Source organism: Streptomyces sp. NPDC000151, assembly GCF_040301705.1.
Lineage (GTDB): Bacteria > Actinomycetota > Actinomycetes > Streptomycetales > Streptomycetaceae > Streptomyces.
Window position 1 is genome coordinate 1 of sequence record NZ_JBEPFC010000166.1, and the last position, 15,910, is coordinate 15,910.

The window sequence follows — 15,910 nt, forward strand, 5'->3', positions numbered from 1 at the left end:
CGAGGCGTGTGCGCCGCTCCTGCCGGACACCGGCGCCGGGCCGCACGCCGCCCTGCGCTCGGTCGTCCGTACGCTCGCCGCGGGGGCCGCCGATCCCGCCGACCCGCACTGCGCCGCGCACCTGCACTGCCCGCCGCTCGCTCTGGCCACCGCCGCCGACCTCGCCGCGTCGGCCCTCAACCCCTCCATGGACTCCTGGGACCAGGCCCCCGCCGCGTCCGAGCTGGAAGCCCTGACCACCCGCGCGCTCGCCGAACTCGTGTACCCGCAAGGTCCCGACGCCGATGCCCTGGTGACCACGGGCGGTACCGAGTCCAACCACCTCGCCGTGCTGCTGGCCAGGGAGCGAGCAGCCCAGGAACACGCCGCCCAGAAACACACGGCCCAGGAACACACCGCTCAGTACTGCACCGCCCAGGAGTACGCGACCGGGGAGCACCCGGTACGAGGGCACGAAGCCGACCCGCAGCGCGCCGCCCACGAGCACCGCACCCCCGCATCACACGGGGCGGCCGCCCACACGCCCCCGTACGCCACGCCCCCGTACGCCACGTCCCCGTACGCCACGCCCCCGTACACCGCTTCGTACGGCCCCTGCCACGGCGCCGCGCACGGCTCCTGTCAGGGCGGTTCGCACGCGGACGGGCACCGGGCCGGTGACCGGGCCGGACACGGACCCGAGCACTCCGACCGCCCGCACACCTGCACCCACCCCCACCTCACCGCTCACCCACACGCGCCCCACTCATCACAAACCGGCCCCGTCGCACCCATCGGGCCACCCCTGCAAATCGTCTGCGGAGCCAACGCGCACCACAGCATCCACCGGGCGGCCTGGCTGCTCGGGCTGCCCGCGCCCGTCATCGTGCCCACGCCGCAGGGCACACTCGACCCCGGTGCCCTGGCGGCGGCGCTCGACCACCTCAGCGGGCCCCTCCTCGTCGTCGCCACCGCCGGAACCACCGACTCCGGTGCGATCGATCCGCTGCCCGCCCTCGCCGACATCGCCGAAGCACACCGCGCCCGGTTCCACGTCGACGCGGCGTACGGCGGGCCCGTCCTGTTCAGCGACACCCACCGGCACCTGCTCACCGGCCTGCAGCGCGCCCACACCGTCACCTTCGACCTGCACAAACTCGGCTGGCAGCCGGTCGCCGCCGGATTCCTGGCCGTCCCCGACGCACGCGACCTCGCCCCCCTCGACCACCGCGCGAACTACCTCAACGCCGACGACGACACCGAAGCCGGCCTCCCCGATCTGCTCGGCCGGTCGCTGCGGACCACCCGTCGCCCCGACATCCTCAAGATCGCCGTCACCCTCAAGGCGCTCGGCCGCCGCGGCATCGCCGACCTCGTCGACCGCACCGTCAGCGCCGCCCGCACCCTCGCCGGTCTCATCGAGGAACGCCCCACCACCTTCGAACTGCACTCAAGCCCCACCCTCACCACCGTCCTCTTCCGCCCCGTCGGCGCCGACGACACCACCGTCGCCACCATCCGCCGCCGCCTCCTGCACGACGGCCGCGCCGTACTGGGCCGCGCCACCACCTCCAGCGGCCTCTGGCTGAAGGCCACCCTCCTCAACCCCCACGCACACCCCGACGACCTGCGCGCCCTCATCGACCTAGTGGAAGGCCAGATCCCCCGATGACCACCGCCACCGCCTCCGATCCCCACACACCCCTCGACCTCGTCGGCGTCGGCATCGGCCCCTTCAACCTCTCGCTCGCCGCCCTCGCCGAGCCCCTCACCGACCTGGCCTGCGCCTTCTACGACCAGCGGCCCGCCTTCCACTGGCACCCCGGCCTCATGATCGACGGCGCCACCCTCCAAGTCCCCTTCCTCGCCGACCTCGTCACCCTCGCCGACCCGACCAGCCGGTGGAGCTTCCTGAACTACCTCAGGCACCGCGACCGGCTCTTCCCCTTCTACTTCGCCGAGCGCTTCCACGCCCCCCGCGCCGAGTACGACGCGTACTGCCGCTGGGCCAGCGAAAACCTCCCCGACCTGCACTTCCGCCACCAGATCGACGCCCTCCGCTGGAACGCCGAACACGCCGTCTTCGAGGTCGACCACACCCAGCTCGACGCCGAGGGCGAGGCCGAAGCACTCGGCCGCACCTACGCCCGCAACGTCGTCCTCGGCATCGGCACCGCGCCCCACATCCCCGAGCCCCTCCAGCCCCTCGCCGAGGCCCCCACCCTCCCCGTCATCCACTCCGCCGACTACCTCGACCACCGCGAACGACTGCTCGCCGCCGGACACATCACCGTCATCGGCTCGGGCCAGTCCGGCGCCGAGATCTTCCTCGACCTGCTCCGCCACCGCCCCACAGGTCACGAACGGTTGCACTGGCTGGCGCGCACCCCCGCCTTCGCGCCCATGGAGTACAGCAAGCTCGGCCTCGAACAGTTCACCCCCGACCACACCCGCTACTTCCACGACCTCCCCGAAGCCACCCGCGACGCCCTCGTCCCCCAGCAGTGGCAGCTCTACAAAGGCATCGACCACGACACCATCGCCGCCATCCACCAGGAGCTCTACGAACGCACCATCGACGGCGGCTGGCCCGACGCCGTCCTCACCCCGGGCGTCACCGTCCGCACCGCGGGCCGCATCGGCACCCACACCATCGAACTCCACCTGGAACACGCCCACCAGCACACCCGCAGCCGACTCAGCACCGACGCCGTCGTCCTCGCCACCGGCTACCGCGAACGCAGCCTCGACGCCCTCACCGGCGCCCTCGACCCCTACCTCCGCCGCGACAACGCCGGCCGCCCCCGCATCGACATCCACCACCGACTGAACCTCGACGCCCGCGTGACCGGCTCCGTCTACGTACAGAACGCCGAACACCACACCCACGGCGTCGGCACCCCCGACCTCGGCCTCGCCGCCTGGCGCAGCGCCGTCATCCTCAACCACCTCACCGGCACCACGCCCTACCCCCTCCCCGACCGCACCGCCTTCACCACCTTCGGCCTGACACCGCAGCCGCGCCCCCACCAGCACACGCCCGGCACGAGCGGGCGACTGCAGCACCAGCCGCCCGCCACAGCCCCGTCAGAAGACCGGAACCCCGTCCCGCGTCAGCTTCCAGTCCACTGACGCAAAACGCGACGCGTCGATCGAACCCGACTGCTTCACCCACTCAATGATCAGATTCCGGATCTCGTCCGACGTCACCCACACCTGCTCCGCCTTCGCCACATGCGGGAAATTCCCCCCGCCGCTCGCCCGGTAATTGTTCACCGCCAGCACGAAACGGGCCCCCGGATCCACCGGCTTACCGTCCCGCAGCAGCTTCCCGATCCGCTGACCCGCCGGCTTCGCGATGTCGATCTCGTACGACACCCCGCTCACCGCGTCGTAGTTGTAATCCGGGATACCGTCCGCGTTCGTCAGCTTCGACGGATCCACCTCGCCACCCGCCGGCGTCCGCACGTAATACCGTGCCGAGAACTCCAGATAATCCTTGAGCTGCGCGCCGGTCAGTACCCGCGCCTCCAGCGTATTGTCGAACGGATACAGTGCCGCCATCGACCGGATCGTCACATCCCCCACCGGCACCTCCGCCGTACGCGAGAAACACGACGCCTGCGACACCACCGGCAGATCCGCGTACGCGCCCCCGGCCAGCGCCTTCCGCACCACCTCCGCCTGTACGAACGCGATGAAATCCAGCACCGGAGTGTCCTTGTACGGAGCCTCCGCCGCGGACAGGCGCGCAGCCGACCGCCCGATCACCTGGTTCACGTACCGCACCACCTTCGCGTGCGCGTCACGCAAAAGCGTCGAAATATGCGCGTCCTCCGCCGCCGCATTCGTATTCAGCACCCGCGCCGCCACCGAATCCACCGACCAGCGACCCTTGTCCCACGCCACCTCGACGTCGAACAAGGTCAGCCGCTGCCCCCACTTCAACGGCTCCGACAGCACCACCTCACGGCCCGTCCGCTCATTCTTCACCCGGTACTCCGGGATCTCCGTATGCGCGTGCCCCACAAGAATCGCGTCGATACCCGGCACCTGCTGCGCCACCAACGCCGCCGCGTTCTCCACATACGGCAGCTGATCCCCGTACGAGGACGTGCCGCTCGACCCGGAATGCGCCGCCACGATCACCACATCCGCACCCAGCGCCCGCAACCGGGGAACCCACTTCGCGGCCTGTTCCTCCAAACCGGGAAATGCCATCTTCCCCTGGACGTTCGCCTTGTCCCAGATCGCGATGCCGGGATTCGTCAGCCCCAGAATGCCGACCCGGACATCCCGCCCGTGCGGGGTACGCAGTCGCTTGATGACGTACGGAGGGAACGCCGGGCGCAGCGAAGTGGCGTCCACCGCGTTCGCACCCAGCAGGGGGAAGTCGCAGTTCTCCTCGAACTTGCGCAGCACCGGAATGCCGTAATTGAACTCGTGGTTGCCGAGCGCCGCGGCGTCGTACCCGATGGCGTTCATGGCCCGGGCCATCGGATGCACCGGGCCGTTCGCGCCGGTGATCGGGTCCACCTTCGCGTAGTAGTACGCCAGTTGCGTGCCCTGGATGGTGTCGCCCGCGTCGATGAGAAGCGTGTTGCCGCGTCCCTTTTCGGCGCGTACCTCATTCACCAGGGTCGAAATCTTCGCGAGGCCGACGTCGTTGTGCGCCGGGTCGTCGAATTCCGCGTCCGTCGCGTAATCCCAGTTGAAGACATTGCCGTGCAGGTCGGTGGTGCCCATGACGGTGAACGCGTACCGCTTGCCGCCGCCCCCGTGGCCGTGGCCCGTGGGGACCGGAGCACCGGTCGGCGCGCTCGCCACGGCGGCCGGCGCACCGGCGCCCGTCAGCGCCACCCCGGCACCGGTGGCGACGGAACTTCCCAGAAACGTTCTGCGATCGAGCGGCATGACCTCTCCTTGACCGTCCGCATCCCTGCGAACCGTTGGGCGGGTTGGGCGTACAACGGAACAACGCGCGTAGACGAACATCACGTTCGGATGAACGACGCGCGTAGATTCTGGCGCAGGCACCCCTCCCGCAACACCCCTCACAGGTTGCGATCAGATGACCGCCACGCCGCCGGCCACTCCCGCACTCGCCTGACAAACCCCCGCCACCGTGCGAGGCTCTGCGCAGAAGGACGCCGTCCGGAGCGAGGCCGTGCCGCGCCGCGAGAAGGAGCCCCCCACCACATGACCGACGCGCCCACCACCAGCACTGACCCCGCCCCCGCCGGGACCCCCGGCGACGCCGTCCCGTACGGCACCCCCGACGTCCCGCGCGTCGCCGTACGCGGCGAAGCCCGCCTCGACGTCGCCCCGGAGATCGCCCGCATCGGCATCACCGTCCAGGCCCGCGGCACCGACCGCGCCACCGCGCTCCAGGACCTCACCCGCCGCAACGCCGAAGTCCTCGACCTGGTCAAGAGCTACGGCGAAGCCGTCGAAAAGCTCGCCACCGGCGCCTTCACCGTCACGCCCCAACTCACCCACAAAGGCCGCGGCGAACGCGTACGCGCCTACCACGGCAACGTCCACCTCACCGCCACCCTCACCGACTTCACCGCACTCGGCGAACTCGCCACCCGCCTCGCCGACCTCGACCTCACCTGCGTCGACGGCCCCTGGTGGGACCTGCGCCCCGACTCGCCCGCCCACCGCGAGGCCCGCCAGCAGGCCGTACGCGAAGCCGTGCAGCGCGCCCGTGAGTACGCCGAAGCGCTCGGCGCCCGACTCGACGCGCTCGTCGAACTCGCGGACATCGGCGCCGAGAACGCTGCCCCGGTGGGCAACCCCATGCTCCGCTCCCGCGCCGCCTACGGAGGCGCCGCACACGAGGAGACCGCCCCCGCGCTCGACCTCGAACCCCAGCAGCAGACCGTGTACGCACACGTCAACGCGCGCTTCACGATGACCCGGCCCGTGCTGTGAGGTGACGCGGCCCGCGGTCGGGCGCCCGATGCCGCTCGCCGCCGGGTGGGTGCGTACTGAGCCGCCTGGGGCGTGCGTACACACAGGGGGCGGGCGGATGCGCGTACGAGCGCATGTGCAAGCCTCGAAAGCTGCTCATAGGAGCGGCCACTCGCACATCCAATACTTGTCAAGGGCCTTTCACCACACCGTCGTTGGGCAGTCACTTCTCCACAGCTCTCTACCCATCGGTAAGTCATAGGGTCGACGGCATGCGCCGAGCAAAGATCGTCTGCACCCTGGGACCCGCCACAGATTCGTACGAGCAGATCAAGGCACTCGTCGAAGCCGGAATGGACGTGGCCCGCTTCAACCTCAGCCACGGCACCTACGCCGACCACGAGGCGCGTTACGAGCGGGTCCGCAAGGCATCCGACGAGACCGGCCGCAGCGTCGGCGTGCTCGCCGACCTTCAAGGTCCGAAGATTCGCCTCGGCCGATTCCGAGAAGGCCCCGTCCTTCTCGAACGCGGCGACGAGTTCACCATCACCGTCGAACCGGACACCGAAGGCGACCGCCACGTCTGCGGCACCACCTACGGAGGACTCGCCGCCGACGTCACCACCGGCGAACGCATCCTCGTCGACGACGGCAAGGTCACCCTCGAAGTCATCGGCGTCGACGGCCCCAAGGTCCGCACCCGCGTCATCGAAGGCGGCATGGTCTCCGACCACAAGGGCCTCAACCTGCCCGGCGTCGCCGTCTCCGTCCCCGCCCTCTCCGAAAAGGACCAGGACGACCTCCGCTGGGCGCTGCGCACCGGTGCCGACGTCATCGCGCTCTCCTTCGTACGCAGCGGCCGCGACATCGAGGACGTCCACCGCATCATGCGCGAGGAAGGCCGCCGGCTGCCGGTCATCGCCAAGGTCGAGAAGCCGCAGGCGGTCGACAACATCGACGACATCGTCGCCGCGTTCGACGGCATCATGGTCGCCCGCGGTGACCTCGGCGTCGAAATGCCGCTCGAAACGGTCCCGATCGTTCAGAAGCGCGCGGTCAAGCTCGCCAAGCGCAACGCCAAGCCGGTCATCGTCGCCACACAGATGCTCGACTCGATGATCGACAACTCCCGGCCGACACGCGCCGAAGCATCCGACGTCGCGAACGCCGTCATCGACGGCACGGACGCGGTGATGCTCTCCGGCGAGACGTCCGTGGGCAAGTACCCCACCGAGACCGTCCGGACGATGAGCCGCATCGTCGAGGCCGCCGAGGAGGACATCCTCGCCAAGGGACTGCCGCCGCTCACCGAGACCAGCAAGCCCCGCACGCAGGGCGGCGCGGTCGCGCGTGCCGCCGCCGAGATGGGCGACTTCCTCGGCGCGAAGTTCCTCGTGGCCTTCACGCAGTCCGGCGACACGGTCCGCCGGCTCTCCCGGTACCGCTCGCCGATCCCGCTCCTCGCCTTCACGCCGGAGCCGGCCACGCGCTCTCAGCTGAACCTCACCTGGGGCGTCGAGACGTTCCTCGGCCCGACCGTCGACTCCACGGACGAGATGGTCGCCCAGGTCGACGAGCAGCTCCTCCGCATCGGCCGCTGCCAGCGCGGCGACGTCGTCATCATCACGGCCGGCTCCCCGCCCGGCGTACCCGGCTCGACGAACCTGGTCCGCGTGCACCACATCGGCGAGGACGATTCGCCGGAGCAGCCGCGCTAGTACTTCGGCCCGACGTGGGCGTCCATCAGCGCGACGGACGCCCGTCGGGCGACGGAGACGTTGAACGGATCGGACCCACGCGCGAGGATCGACCACTCGACGCCCACCTTGGCGAGCGTGTCCGTGAAGAGCTTCCTGATGTCGTCGGACTTGTTGGTGAAGAAGTACCGCGGGTACTCGTAGCGTTTCCGCTCGCCGCCGACCATCCGGGTCGTCCAGTTGGTGATCCGGCACCCGTCGGAGTGGATCAGCCCGCGTATGAACTCCCAGGGGTACGCGTCGACAATCTCTTGCTGCCAGCGTTCGAGGGCGATGCGCCGCTCGTGCTTCTTGCCGGGGCCGTGCTGGGGAAAGAGGCACCACAGGTGCTTCGAGTAGACCTTCACGTTTCGACAGCCGGTTCGGCGGACGCGGCAGACGGAGTTGTCGGGGAACACGGCGCGCATGGCGGCCTCGCACTGGTCCATGAGTCCGGGCCAGCTCTCGTCGCAAGCGATCATGAGGCTGGGGACTCGGTGCTGCGAGTACTGGATGATGTGCCCGTCGCCGAGGTATAGGCCCAGCAGATACGCGTACGCCTGCGTGTCGAGATGCCCGTCGCAACGCGGGCATTGCGGCTGGCGGCGGCCTGGAGATTCACCGCGTTTGGCTCGGTCCATGTGCAGCCAGTAGCCGACGGTGCCGAGTGGGACGTTGAGATCGCGGGCCACATCCGCGTTCTTGCGGCCGGATCGTAGGAGGGCGAGTGCCTGGTGACGGACGTCAGAACCGTGAAACTGCATGCGATCACTCTGAGTGACCCATGCAGGTCGCGAGGGGATCTACCGGAGATTCATGCGAAGGTGATCGTCCGCTTTGTGTTCTGGGTGCCCGGTGTGGGATTCGAACCCACATGCCCTAAGGCACGGCTGTTTGAGAGCCGCGTGTCTGACCAGTTCCACCAACCGGGCGGGCAGCATCAGACACCCTACCGTGTGCGTGCCGCAGCCTGCCGCTAGGTAGGCTGCATACGCACCACCTGCCTGGAACGAGGAGTCCCGTGAGCGCCGCCGAGCCCGAGCAGCCCGTCGCCGACGAGCAGTCGCACGTCCCGCCGCAGACCACCCGCGTCGTCATCGCCGAGGACGAGGCGCTCATCCGTCTGGATCTCAAAGAGATGCTGGAGGAGGAGGGCTACACGGTCGTCGGCGAGGCCGGTGACGGCGCGAAGGCCGTGGAGCTGGCCCGTGAGCACCGCCCCGACCTGGTGATCCTCGATGTGAAGATGCCCGTCCTCGACGGCATCTCCGCGGCCGAGCAGATCGCCGAGGAGAGCATCGCCCCGGTACTGATGCTGACCGCGTTCTCCCAGCGTGAGCTGGTCGAGCGGGCGCGGGACGCCGGTGCCATGGCGTACCTGGTCAAGCCGTTCTCCAAGAGCGACGTCGTGCCGGCGATCGAGATGGCCGTGAGCCGGTTCACGGAGCTGCGGACGCTGGAGAAGGAGGTCGCGGACCTCACGCAGCGCCTGGAGACGCGCAAGCTGGTCGACCGGGCGAAGAGCATTCTGCAGACGCAGTACGGGCTGACCGAGCCCGCCGCCTTCCGCTGGATCCAGAAGACGTCGATGGATCGCCGGCTCTCGATGCAGCAGGTCGCCGAGGCGGTCATCGAGGACGCCGAGGAGAAGAAGCAGAAGGAGAAGGAGCAGAAGGAGCAGCCCTCCGAGTAGTCGTTCGCCCGTCCCGGCGCCGAGTGGCGGGCCGGGGCAGCGACAGGAGGCTGTGCCGAGGGCCGCACCGTGATGACGGTGCGGCCCTTCGCATTGCCCGTATGCGCGGCGGCGCGTCGGCGGCGCGTCGGCGGGCGTGTGCGTACGGCTGCCAGTCCGCTCCCAGATACGCCTTGCGGATGCGTACGGCTGTCAGTCCTCGCCCAGGTACGCCTTGCGGACCGACTCGTCGTGGAGGAGGTCCTGGCCGGTGCCGGAGAGAACGATCCTGCCGATCTCCATGACGTGGCCGTGATCGGCGAGGGACAGCGCGGCCTGGGCGTTCTGTTCGACGAGGAGGATCGTCGTGCCCTCGGAGCGCAGCTCGCGGATGGTCTCCATGATCTTCTGCATCATGATCGGAGAGAGGCCCATGGAGGGTTCGTCGAGCATGAGCAGTTTGGGGCGGGACATCAGGGCGCGGCCCATGGCGAGCATTTGCTGTTCGCCGCCGGAGAGGGTGCCGGAGGCTTGTTTGCGGCGTTCGCCGAGGATGGGGAAGAGCTCGTAGATCCGTTGGATGTCGCGTTCGATGCCGGTGCCGTCTTTGCGGAGGAAGGCGCCGAGCTGGAGGTTTTCGGCGATGGTGAGGCGGGGGAAGAGGCGGCGGCCTTCGGGGGAGTGGGCGAGGCCGCGTTCGACGATCTTGTGGGCGGCGACGCCGTTGAGCGGCTCGCCGTCGAAGGTGATCTTTCCGGCGAGTGGTTTGAGGAGGCCGGAGAGGGTGCGCAGGGTGGTGGTCTTGCCGGCGCCGTTGGTGCCGATGAGGGTGACGACCTGGCCGGCTTCGACGGTGAAGGCGATGCCTTTGACGGCTTCGATTTTGCCGTAGGCGACGCGGAGGTCCTCGACTTCGAGCAGGGCGGTCATCGCGCGTCTCCGTTCGGGGTGTCCTCGTCGGGCGCGGTGGTGGTGTCGGGCGCTGCGGTGGTACCGGGGGCCGCGGTCGTGCCGGTACCGGGAGCGGCGGCGTGTGCTTCCGCCGCGTGCACTTCGGCGGCTTCCTCGTCGCCGGGTGCGCCTTCGAAGGGCGTACCGAGGTAGGCGGCGACCACGCGTTCGTCGGCCTGGACGACTTCCGCGGTGCCTTCGATGAGTTTTTCGCCCTGGACGAGGACGGCGACGCGGTCGCAGAGGTTGAAGATGAAGCGCATGTCGTGCTCGATGACGAGGACGGCGGTGCCTTGGTCGCGGATGGCGAGGACGAGGTTCTGGGTGGCGCGGGTCTCTTGGGGGTTCATGCCGGCGGTGGGTTCGTCCAGGAGGAGGAGGCCGGGTTCGCTGGCGAGGGCGCGGGCGATTTCGAGCTTGCGTTGTTCGCCGTAGGGGAGGTTGCGGGCGAGGTGGTCGCGTTTGGCGGCCAGGCCGGTGAATTCGAGGAGTTCCATGGCGCGGGCCTCGCTGCCGCGTTCGGCTTTTTTGAAGCCGGGGCCGCGGAGGAGGGCGGACCAGAGGCCTTCTTTGGTGCGGGTGTGGCGGCCGACGAGGACGTTTTCCAGGACGGTCATGTTGGCGAAGAGGCGGATGTTCTGGAAGGTGCGGGCGACTCCGGTCTGGGTGACGAGGTGGGGTTTGTGGGAGAGGCGGGTGCCCTTGTAGCTGACGGTGCCTTCGGTGGGGGTGTAGAGGCCGGTGAGGCAGTTGAAGAAGGTGGTTTTGCCGGCGCCGTTGGGGCCGATGAGGCCGACGATCTCGCCGGGGGCGACGGTGAGGTCGACGCCGCGTACGGCGGTGAGTCCGCCGAAGCGCATGGTGACGCCGGCGGCTTCGAGGACGGCGCCGTTGCCGGTGGTGACGGTCGCGGGTGTGGTCATGGTGTCCTCACGCCCCTGCCTTCGTGGCGCCGGTGGTGTCGTCGCTGAGGCGCTGTTCGGGTACGTCCGGTACGTCGAGCTGGCCGGTCTCGTGGAATTCGAGCTGCTTGCGGCGGTCGGGGATGAGTCCTTCGGGGCGGTAGCGCATGAGGAGGACGAGGGCGAGGCCGAAGAGGAAGAGCTGGTAGTCCTGCAGGAAGTCCAGCTTGGCGGGGATGAGGAAGAGGAGTGCCGCGCCGACGAGGGGTCCGCTGAGGGTGCCCATGCCGCCGAGGATGACGGCGGCGAGGAGGAAGGCGGAGTTGGGCGGCTGGGGTCCGGCGAACTGGAACTGCTCGGGTGTGGCGGTCGTTACTACGTGTGCATGGACGGTTCCGGCGAGTCCCGCCAGGGCGGCGCCGAGGGCGAAGGCGAGGAGGCGCAGGCGGAAGGAGTTGATGCCCATGGCGACGGCGGCGGTCTCGTCCTCGCGGATGGCGATCCAGGCGCGGCCGATGCGGGAGGCGGCGGCCCGGCGGAAGACGAGGACGACGAAGGCCGTCACGAGGATCATGAGGAGGTAGTAGTTGCCGTAGGTGGCGATGGGGATGCCGAGGAGGGTGTGGGGTTCGCCGAAGTTGAAGCCGAAGATTTCCAGGTTGGGGATGTTGGGGATGCCCATGGCGCCGTTGGTGACGTCGGGTCCTGTGGTGCCGTTGAGGTTGAGCATGGCGATGCGGAAGATCTCACCGAAGCCGAGGGTGACGATGGCGAGGTAGTCGCCGCGCAGTCGCAGGGTGGGGGCGCCGATGAGGACGCCGAAGACGAGTGAGGCTGCGGCTCCGGTGAGGAGGGCTGCCCAGAAGGGGAGTTGGATGCCGAGGGCGGATTCGGGGGAGCCGGAGACGAGGGCCGCGGCGTAGGCGCCGACGCCGAGGAAGGCGACGTAGCCGAGGTCGAGCAGGCCGGCGAGGCCGACGACGACGTTGAGGCCCAGAGCGACGGTGGCGAAGATCAGGATGTTGGCGCCGATGATCGTGTACTCGTCGGTGTCCTGGGTGAAGGGGAAGGCGGCCGCGGCGAGGAAGGCGGCGACGAGTGCGACGCCGCGGTGCCGGTGGGTGAGTGCGGTGAGGCGGTTGATCAGGCCCGCGCGGTGGACGGCGGCGATGGCGAGTGCGACGAAGAGGAGGTAGCCGACGAAGGGGGGTCCGTCCTCGGCGTCGATGCCGTAGGTGAAGGCGTAGAGGCCGATGCCGAAGGCGACGGCGATGAGGAGGATCTCGGCCCAGGCGGGGAGCTGCTTGGCGGGCCGGGGGGTGGGGACGGCGGCGCAGCTGTTGGTGAAGCGTTGCCATGGGCCGTGCGGGGGTGTGTCGGGGGTGTGGTCGGCGGGGAGGCCGAGGGCGCCGGCGAGGGCGATCAGTGAGGCGATGCCGGCGAGGAAGCCGCCGGGTTCGAGGTTGACCAGGCCGCCGAGTTGTACGGCGATGGCGGCGAGGGTGAACCAGGTCGCGGCGAAGGTGCCGAGGGCGGCGAGGAGAGCGGGTGCGTTGCGGCCGCCGGGGGTGAGGACGGTCAGGCCGCGTACGCCGAGGCCGGCCAGGGTGAAGGCGAGGGTGAGGACGGCTCCGGTGAGGGTGATGAGCTGGAGTCCGGCGGGGGAGCCGTAGTAGGTGAGGTCGCCGGGGAATTCGCTGCTCCAGGTCCAGGACAGGGCGGTGGAGGCGGCGGTGGCCAGGGCGCCGGCGGCGGTGATGACGCGGGCGGCGCGTGCGGGGAGGGGGAGGAGTCCGGGGGTGGTTGCGGGGGTGTCGGCGGCGGCCGGGTTCGTGGTGGGTGCGGTGGTCATCGCTATCACGCCCGATCCGCGACGCGTTCGCCCAGTAGGCCCTGTGGTCGCAGGAGGAGTACGAGGATGAGGAGGACGAAGGCCCAGACGTCTTTCCAGGCTCCGCCGCCGAATTGGGTCATGCCGGGGATGTCTTCGACGTAGGCGGTGGCGAGGGCTTCGGCGATGCCGAGGACGACGCCGCCGAGCATGGCGCCGTAGATGTTGCCGATGCCGCCGAGTACGGCCGCGGTGAAGGCTTTGAGTCCCATGATGAAGCCCATGCGGAACTGGACCTCGCCGGTGCGCAGTCCGTAGGCGACGGCGGCGACGCCGGCGAAGGCGGCGCCGATGGCGAAGGCGAGGACGATGATGCGGTCGGTGTTGATGCCCATGAGCTGGGCGGTGTCGCGGTCCTGGGCGGTGGCCTGCATGGCGCGGCCGCTGCGGGTCTTGGAGACGAAGAAGCCGAGGGCGATCATGCAGACGGGGGCGGCGATGAGGACGAAGAGGTCGCCGCGCTGGACGGTGGCGCCGAGGACGTCGAAGGCGTCGCCCTTGAACTGGGGGAAGACGCGGGCTTTCTTGGCGTCGGGGTACCACTTCCAGACGGCCTGCTGGAGTGCGATGGACAGGCCGATGGCGGTGATGAGGGGGGCGAGGCGGGGTGCGCCGCGCAGGGGGCGGTAGGCGAAGCGTTCGGCGGCCACACCGACGAGCACGGAGACGGCGATGCCGCCGATGAGCATGAGGGGGAGGGCCGCCATGAGGGACATGCCGGGCGGGAGGGCGAGGTAGACGGAGAGCGCGCCGAAGCCGCCGACCATGAAGATCTCGCCGTGGGCGAAGTTGATGAGCTGGACGATGCCGTAGACCATCGTGTAGCCGATCGCGATGAGTCCGTACATCGCGCCGAGGATGAGTCCGTTGGCCAGCTGTTGCGGCAGTTCGTTCACCGCAGGGCCTCCGTGGGGTGTGGAAGGTGCCGGTGTGCCGGGCAGGCGGGGAGTGTGCCGGTGTGCCGCGGGCCGCGCCAGGTGGGGGTGGGGTGCTGGCGCGGCCGGTGTACGGGTGGGTGGTGCCGGGTCAGCTCTTGTCGAACTTCTCGAACTCGGCGCTGAAGCGTGCCTTCCACTGCTTCTTGTCGACCTGGTAGGCCGTGATCATGGTGTTGGTGGTGTCGCCGTATTTGTCGAAGGAGACCTTGCCGGTGACGCCGTCGAAGGAGACCTTGTTCATGGCGTCGACGACCTTCTTGCGGGCGTCGTCGGGGAGCTTGCCGCCGTTGTCGGCGACGACCTGCTTGACGGCCTGGACGAGGGCCCAGGTGGCGTCGTAGGTGGAGCCGCCGTACGCCTCGTAGCGGTCCTTGTAGCCGGCGGCCTTGTAGTCCGCGATGAACTTCTTGGCGGAGGGCAGCTGCTCGACGGGCTTGCCGACGGAGGAGGCGTAGTCGCCCTGTGCCTTCTTGTTCAGTTCGATGTAGTCGGCGCTGTACATGCCGTCGCCGCCCATCAGGGGGACGTTGAGGCCGCCGTCCTTGAGCTGCTGGCTGAGCGGGCCGGAGGCGGGGTATTCGCCGCCGTAGAAGACCAGGTCGGGGTTGGCGCCCTTGGCCTTGGCGGCGACGGCCTTGAAGTCACGGTCGTCGGGGCTGACGTGCTCGGTCCCGACGATCTTGCCGCCGAGCTTGGTGAACTGGTCCTTGAAGGAGGAGGCGAGGCCGACGCCGTAGGTCTTCTGGTCGTCGATGACGTAGGCGGTCTTGGCCTTCATCTTCTCGAAGGCGTACTGGCCGTCGAACGCGCCCTGGACCTCGTCGGTGGTGGCGGTGCGGAAGTAGGTGGTGAACTGCCGCTTGCGGTCGTTCTTCTTCCAGTTCTTGCCCTGGGTGAGGTCGGGCGTGGTGTTGGCCGGGGAGATGAGGGTGACGCCGTTGGACTGCGCGACCTGCTGCATGGACTGGGCGACGCCGGAGTTCAGCGGGCCGACGATGCCGAGTACTTCCTTGTCGCCGGCGAGCTTGGTGGCGTTCTGCTGGCCGGCGTTGGGCAGCGCCTTGTCGTCGAGGGGGCGCAGTTCGAAGGTGACGCCGTCGACCTCGTTCTGTTTGTTGGCGTTCTTCACGGCGAGGTCGGCGGAGTTCTTGATGCCCTGGCCCAGGGCGGAGAGTTCGCCGGTGAGCGGGGCGTCGAGGCCGATGACGACGGTGGCCTTGGAGCCGTCGCCGCTCTTGTCTTCGCCGCGGGAGCCGCACGCGGAGAGCGTGAGGGCGCCGGCGGCTGCCGCGGTGGTGAGAATCAGCAAGGAACGGTGACGCACGATCAGTCCTTTCCCCTGGCGCGGTCACGCAGTGGCGCGACCGTTCGCGCGCCGGGCTGTAAGGGGTGGTACAGGCCGTGCTGGTACAGCGCGCCCGGCGGCGCGGTGACTGGCGGTGATGGTAGAGCGGTCCAGTTCACCGGGGCATCGGCGTCGACGAGGATGTGACGCTCTTGTTATGACCTGCGATGAGCGTTTCGTACTGATGGTCCTTACCGCTGGTGCGTGTGCGCCAGGCGGAGCGCGAACTTGCACTTCTACGAGGGGATTTGCCGCGCGACGCGGTCGGGGCGTCCGGAATGCGGTGCGGGCGGCGGTACGGGAGCGGCGCCGCCGCGGCGCGGGAGGCGTGCGGCAGAGGCGCATTACGTGTGTCACGCAGCGTTAGGGCGGTGGGAGACGGCGGCTCCGGTACGGCCGCGGGCGGGCGGCAGCGAGGGCGGCGGCGTGCCCGGACAGTGCGGGGGAAAAGCGCGCGGCGGGCCCCCCCCCCGGGCGGGCGCGGGCCCGGGCCCCCCAACAACCCCACGCGGGCGGCGGACACACGGATGGGGGGTTGTGGGGGGTGATCTGCTGGCGCCACACGCAACGGAAACGGGGC

Annotated in this window: 12 protein-coding genes and 1 tRNA gene; 5 read left to right on the forward strand and 8 right to left on the reverse strand. The window is 69.4% G+C overall.

Annotated elements, in window-relative coordinates:
* Positions 1 to 1,651, forward strand: a 1,651-nt coding sequence (locus ABT381_RS30865; protein ID WP_351599988.1) for a pyridoxal phosphate-dependent decarboxylase family protein, incomplete at its 5' end; no start/stop codon positions are given.
* A complete protein-coding gene (locus tag ABT381_RS30870) occupies positions 1,648 to 3,111 on the forward strand; it encodes a lysine N(6)-hydroxylase/L-ornithine N(5)-oxygenase family protein (RefSeq protein ID WP_351599990.1) in 1,464 nt (487 codons plus the stop codon). The genes ABT381_RS30865 and ABT381_RS30870, both read left to right, overlap by 4 nt.
* Here the strand turns inward: ABT381_RS30870 and ABT381_RS30875 are convergent.
* The gene (locus ABT381_RS30875) at positions 3,067 to 4,893 is read right to left on the reverse strand and encodes a bifunctional metallophosphatase/5'-nucleotidase (protein WP_351599992.1); all 1,827 of its coding nucleotides are present in this window, start codon (positions 4,891 to 4,893) and stop codon (positions 3,067 to 3,069) included. The two genes, ABT381_RS30870 and ABT381_RS30875, sit on opposite strands and share 45 nt — an antisense overlap.
* 285 nt (positions 4,894 to 5,178) lie before the next feature.
* Between ABT381_RS30875 and ABT381_RS30880 the strand changes: the two genes are divergently transcribed.
* The gene (locus tag ABT381_RS30880) at positions 5,179 to 5,916 is read left to right on the forward strand and encodes an SIMPL domain-containing protein (RefSeq protein WP_351599994.1); all 738 of its coding nucleotides are present in this window, start codon (positions 5,179 to 5,181) and stop codon (positions 5,914 to 5,916) included.
* A gap of 251 nt (positions 5,917 to 6,167) precedes the next feature.
* Positions 6,168 to 7,613 (forward strand): pyruvate kinase, encoded by a 1,446-nt coding sequence (gene pyk / locus ABT381_RS30885; protein WP_351599996.1) that lies wholly within the window; start codon positions 6,168 to 6,170, stop codon positions 7,611 to 7,613.
* On the opposite strand, the gene ABT381_RS30890 is transcribed toward pyk, so the two are convergent.
* Positions 7,610 to 8,395 (reverse strand): helix-turn-helix domain-containing protein, encoded by a 786-nt coding sequence (locus ABT381_RS30890; protein ID WP_351599998.1) that lies wholly within the window; start codon positions 8,393 to 8,395, stop codon positions 7,610 to 7,612. The two genes, pyk and ABT381_RS30890, sit on opposite strands and share 4 nt — an antisense overlap.
* Positions 8,396 to 8,480: 85 nt before the next feature.
* Positions 8,481 to 8,563, reverse strand: a tRNA-Leu gene (locus ABT381_RS30895).
* An 89-nt stretch (positions 8,564 to 8,652) separates the two neighbouring features.
* Here ABT381_RS30895 and ABT381_RS30900 point away from each other — a divergent pair.
* Positions 8,653 to 9,324 carry an ANTAR domain-containing response regulator gene (locus ABT381_RS30900; RefSeq protein ID WP_351600000.1) on the forward strand — a complete coding sequence of 224 codons (672 nt, stop codon included), beginning with the start codon at positions 8,653 to 8,655 and terminating at the stop codon, positions 9,322 to 9,324.
* A 192-nt stretch (positions 9,325 to 9,516) separates the two neighbouring features.
* On the opposite strand, the gene ABT381_RS30905 is transcribed toward ABT381_RS30900, so the two are convergent.
* The 5 genes from ABT381_RS30905 to ABT381_RS30925 all read right to left on the reverse strand — a co-directional run bounded on the left by ABT381_RS30905 (position 9,517) and on the right by ABT381_RS30925 (position 15,294).
* Positions 9,517 to 10,233 carry an ABC transporter ATP-binding protein gene (locus ABT381_RS30905; RefSeq protein WP_351600002.1) on the reverse strand — a complete coding sequence of 239 codons (717 nt, stop codon included), beginning with the start codon at positions 10,231 to 10,233 and terminating at the stop codon, positions 9,517 to 9,519.
* Positions 10,230 to 11,177: an ABC transporter ATP-binding protein gene (locus tag ABT381_RS30910; RefSeq protein WP_351600004.1), complete on the reverse strand. Its 948-nt coding sequence runs from the start codon at positions 11,175 to 11,177 to the stop codon at positions 10,230 to 10,232. The genes ABT381_RS30905 and ABT381_RS30910 overlap by 4 nt, the downstream gene beginning before the upstream one ends.
* Positions 11,178 to 11,184: 7 nt before the next feature.
* Positions 11,185 to 13,008, reverse strand: a complete 1,824-nt coding sequence (locus ABT381_RS30915; RefSeq protein ID WP_351600006.1) for a branched-chain amino acid ABC transporter permease — start codon at positions 13,006 to 13,008, stop codon at positions 11,185 to 11,187.
* A 5-nt stretch (positions 13,009 to 13,013) separates the two neighbouring features.
* The gene (locus ABT381_RS30920) at positions 13,014 to 13,943 is read right to left on the reverse strand and encodes a branched-chain amino acid ABC transporter permease (protein WP_351600008.1); all 930 of its coding nucleotides are present in this window, start codon (positions 13,941 to 13,943) and stop codon (positions 13,014 to 13,016) included.
* A gap of 130 nt (positions 13,944 to 14,073) precedes the next feature.
* The gene (locus ABT381_RS30925; protein ID WP_351600010.1) at positions 14,074 to 15,294 is read right to left on the reverse strand and encodes a branched-chain amino acid ABC transporter substrate-binding protein; all 1,221 of its coding nucleotides are present in this window, start codon (positions 15,292 to 15,294) and stop codon (positions 14,074 to 14,076) included.
* Between the last annotated feature and the right edge of the window lie 616 nt (positions 15,295 to 15,910).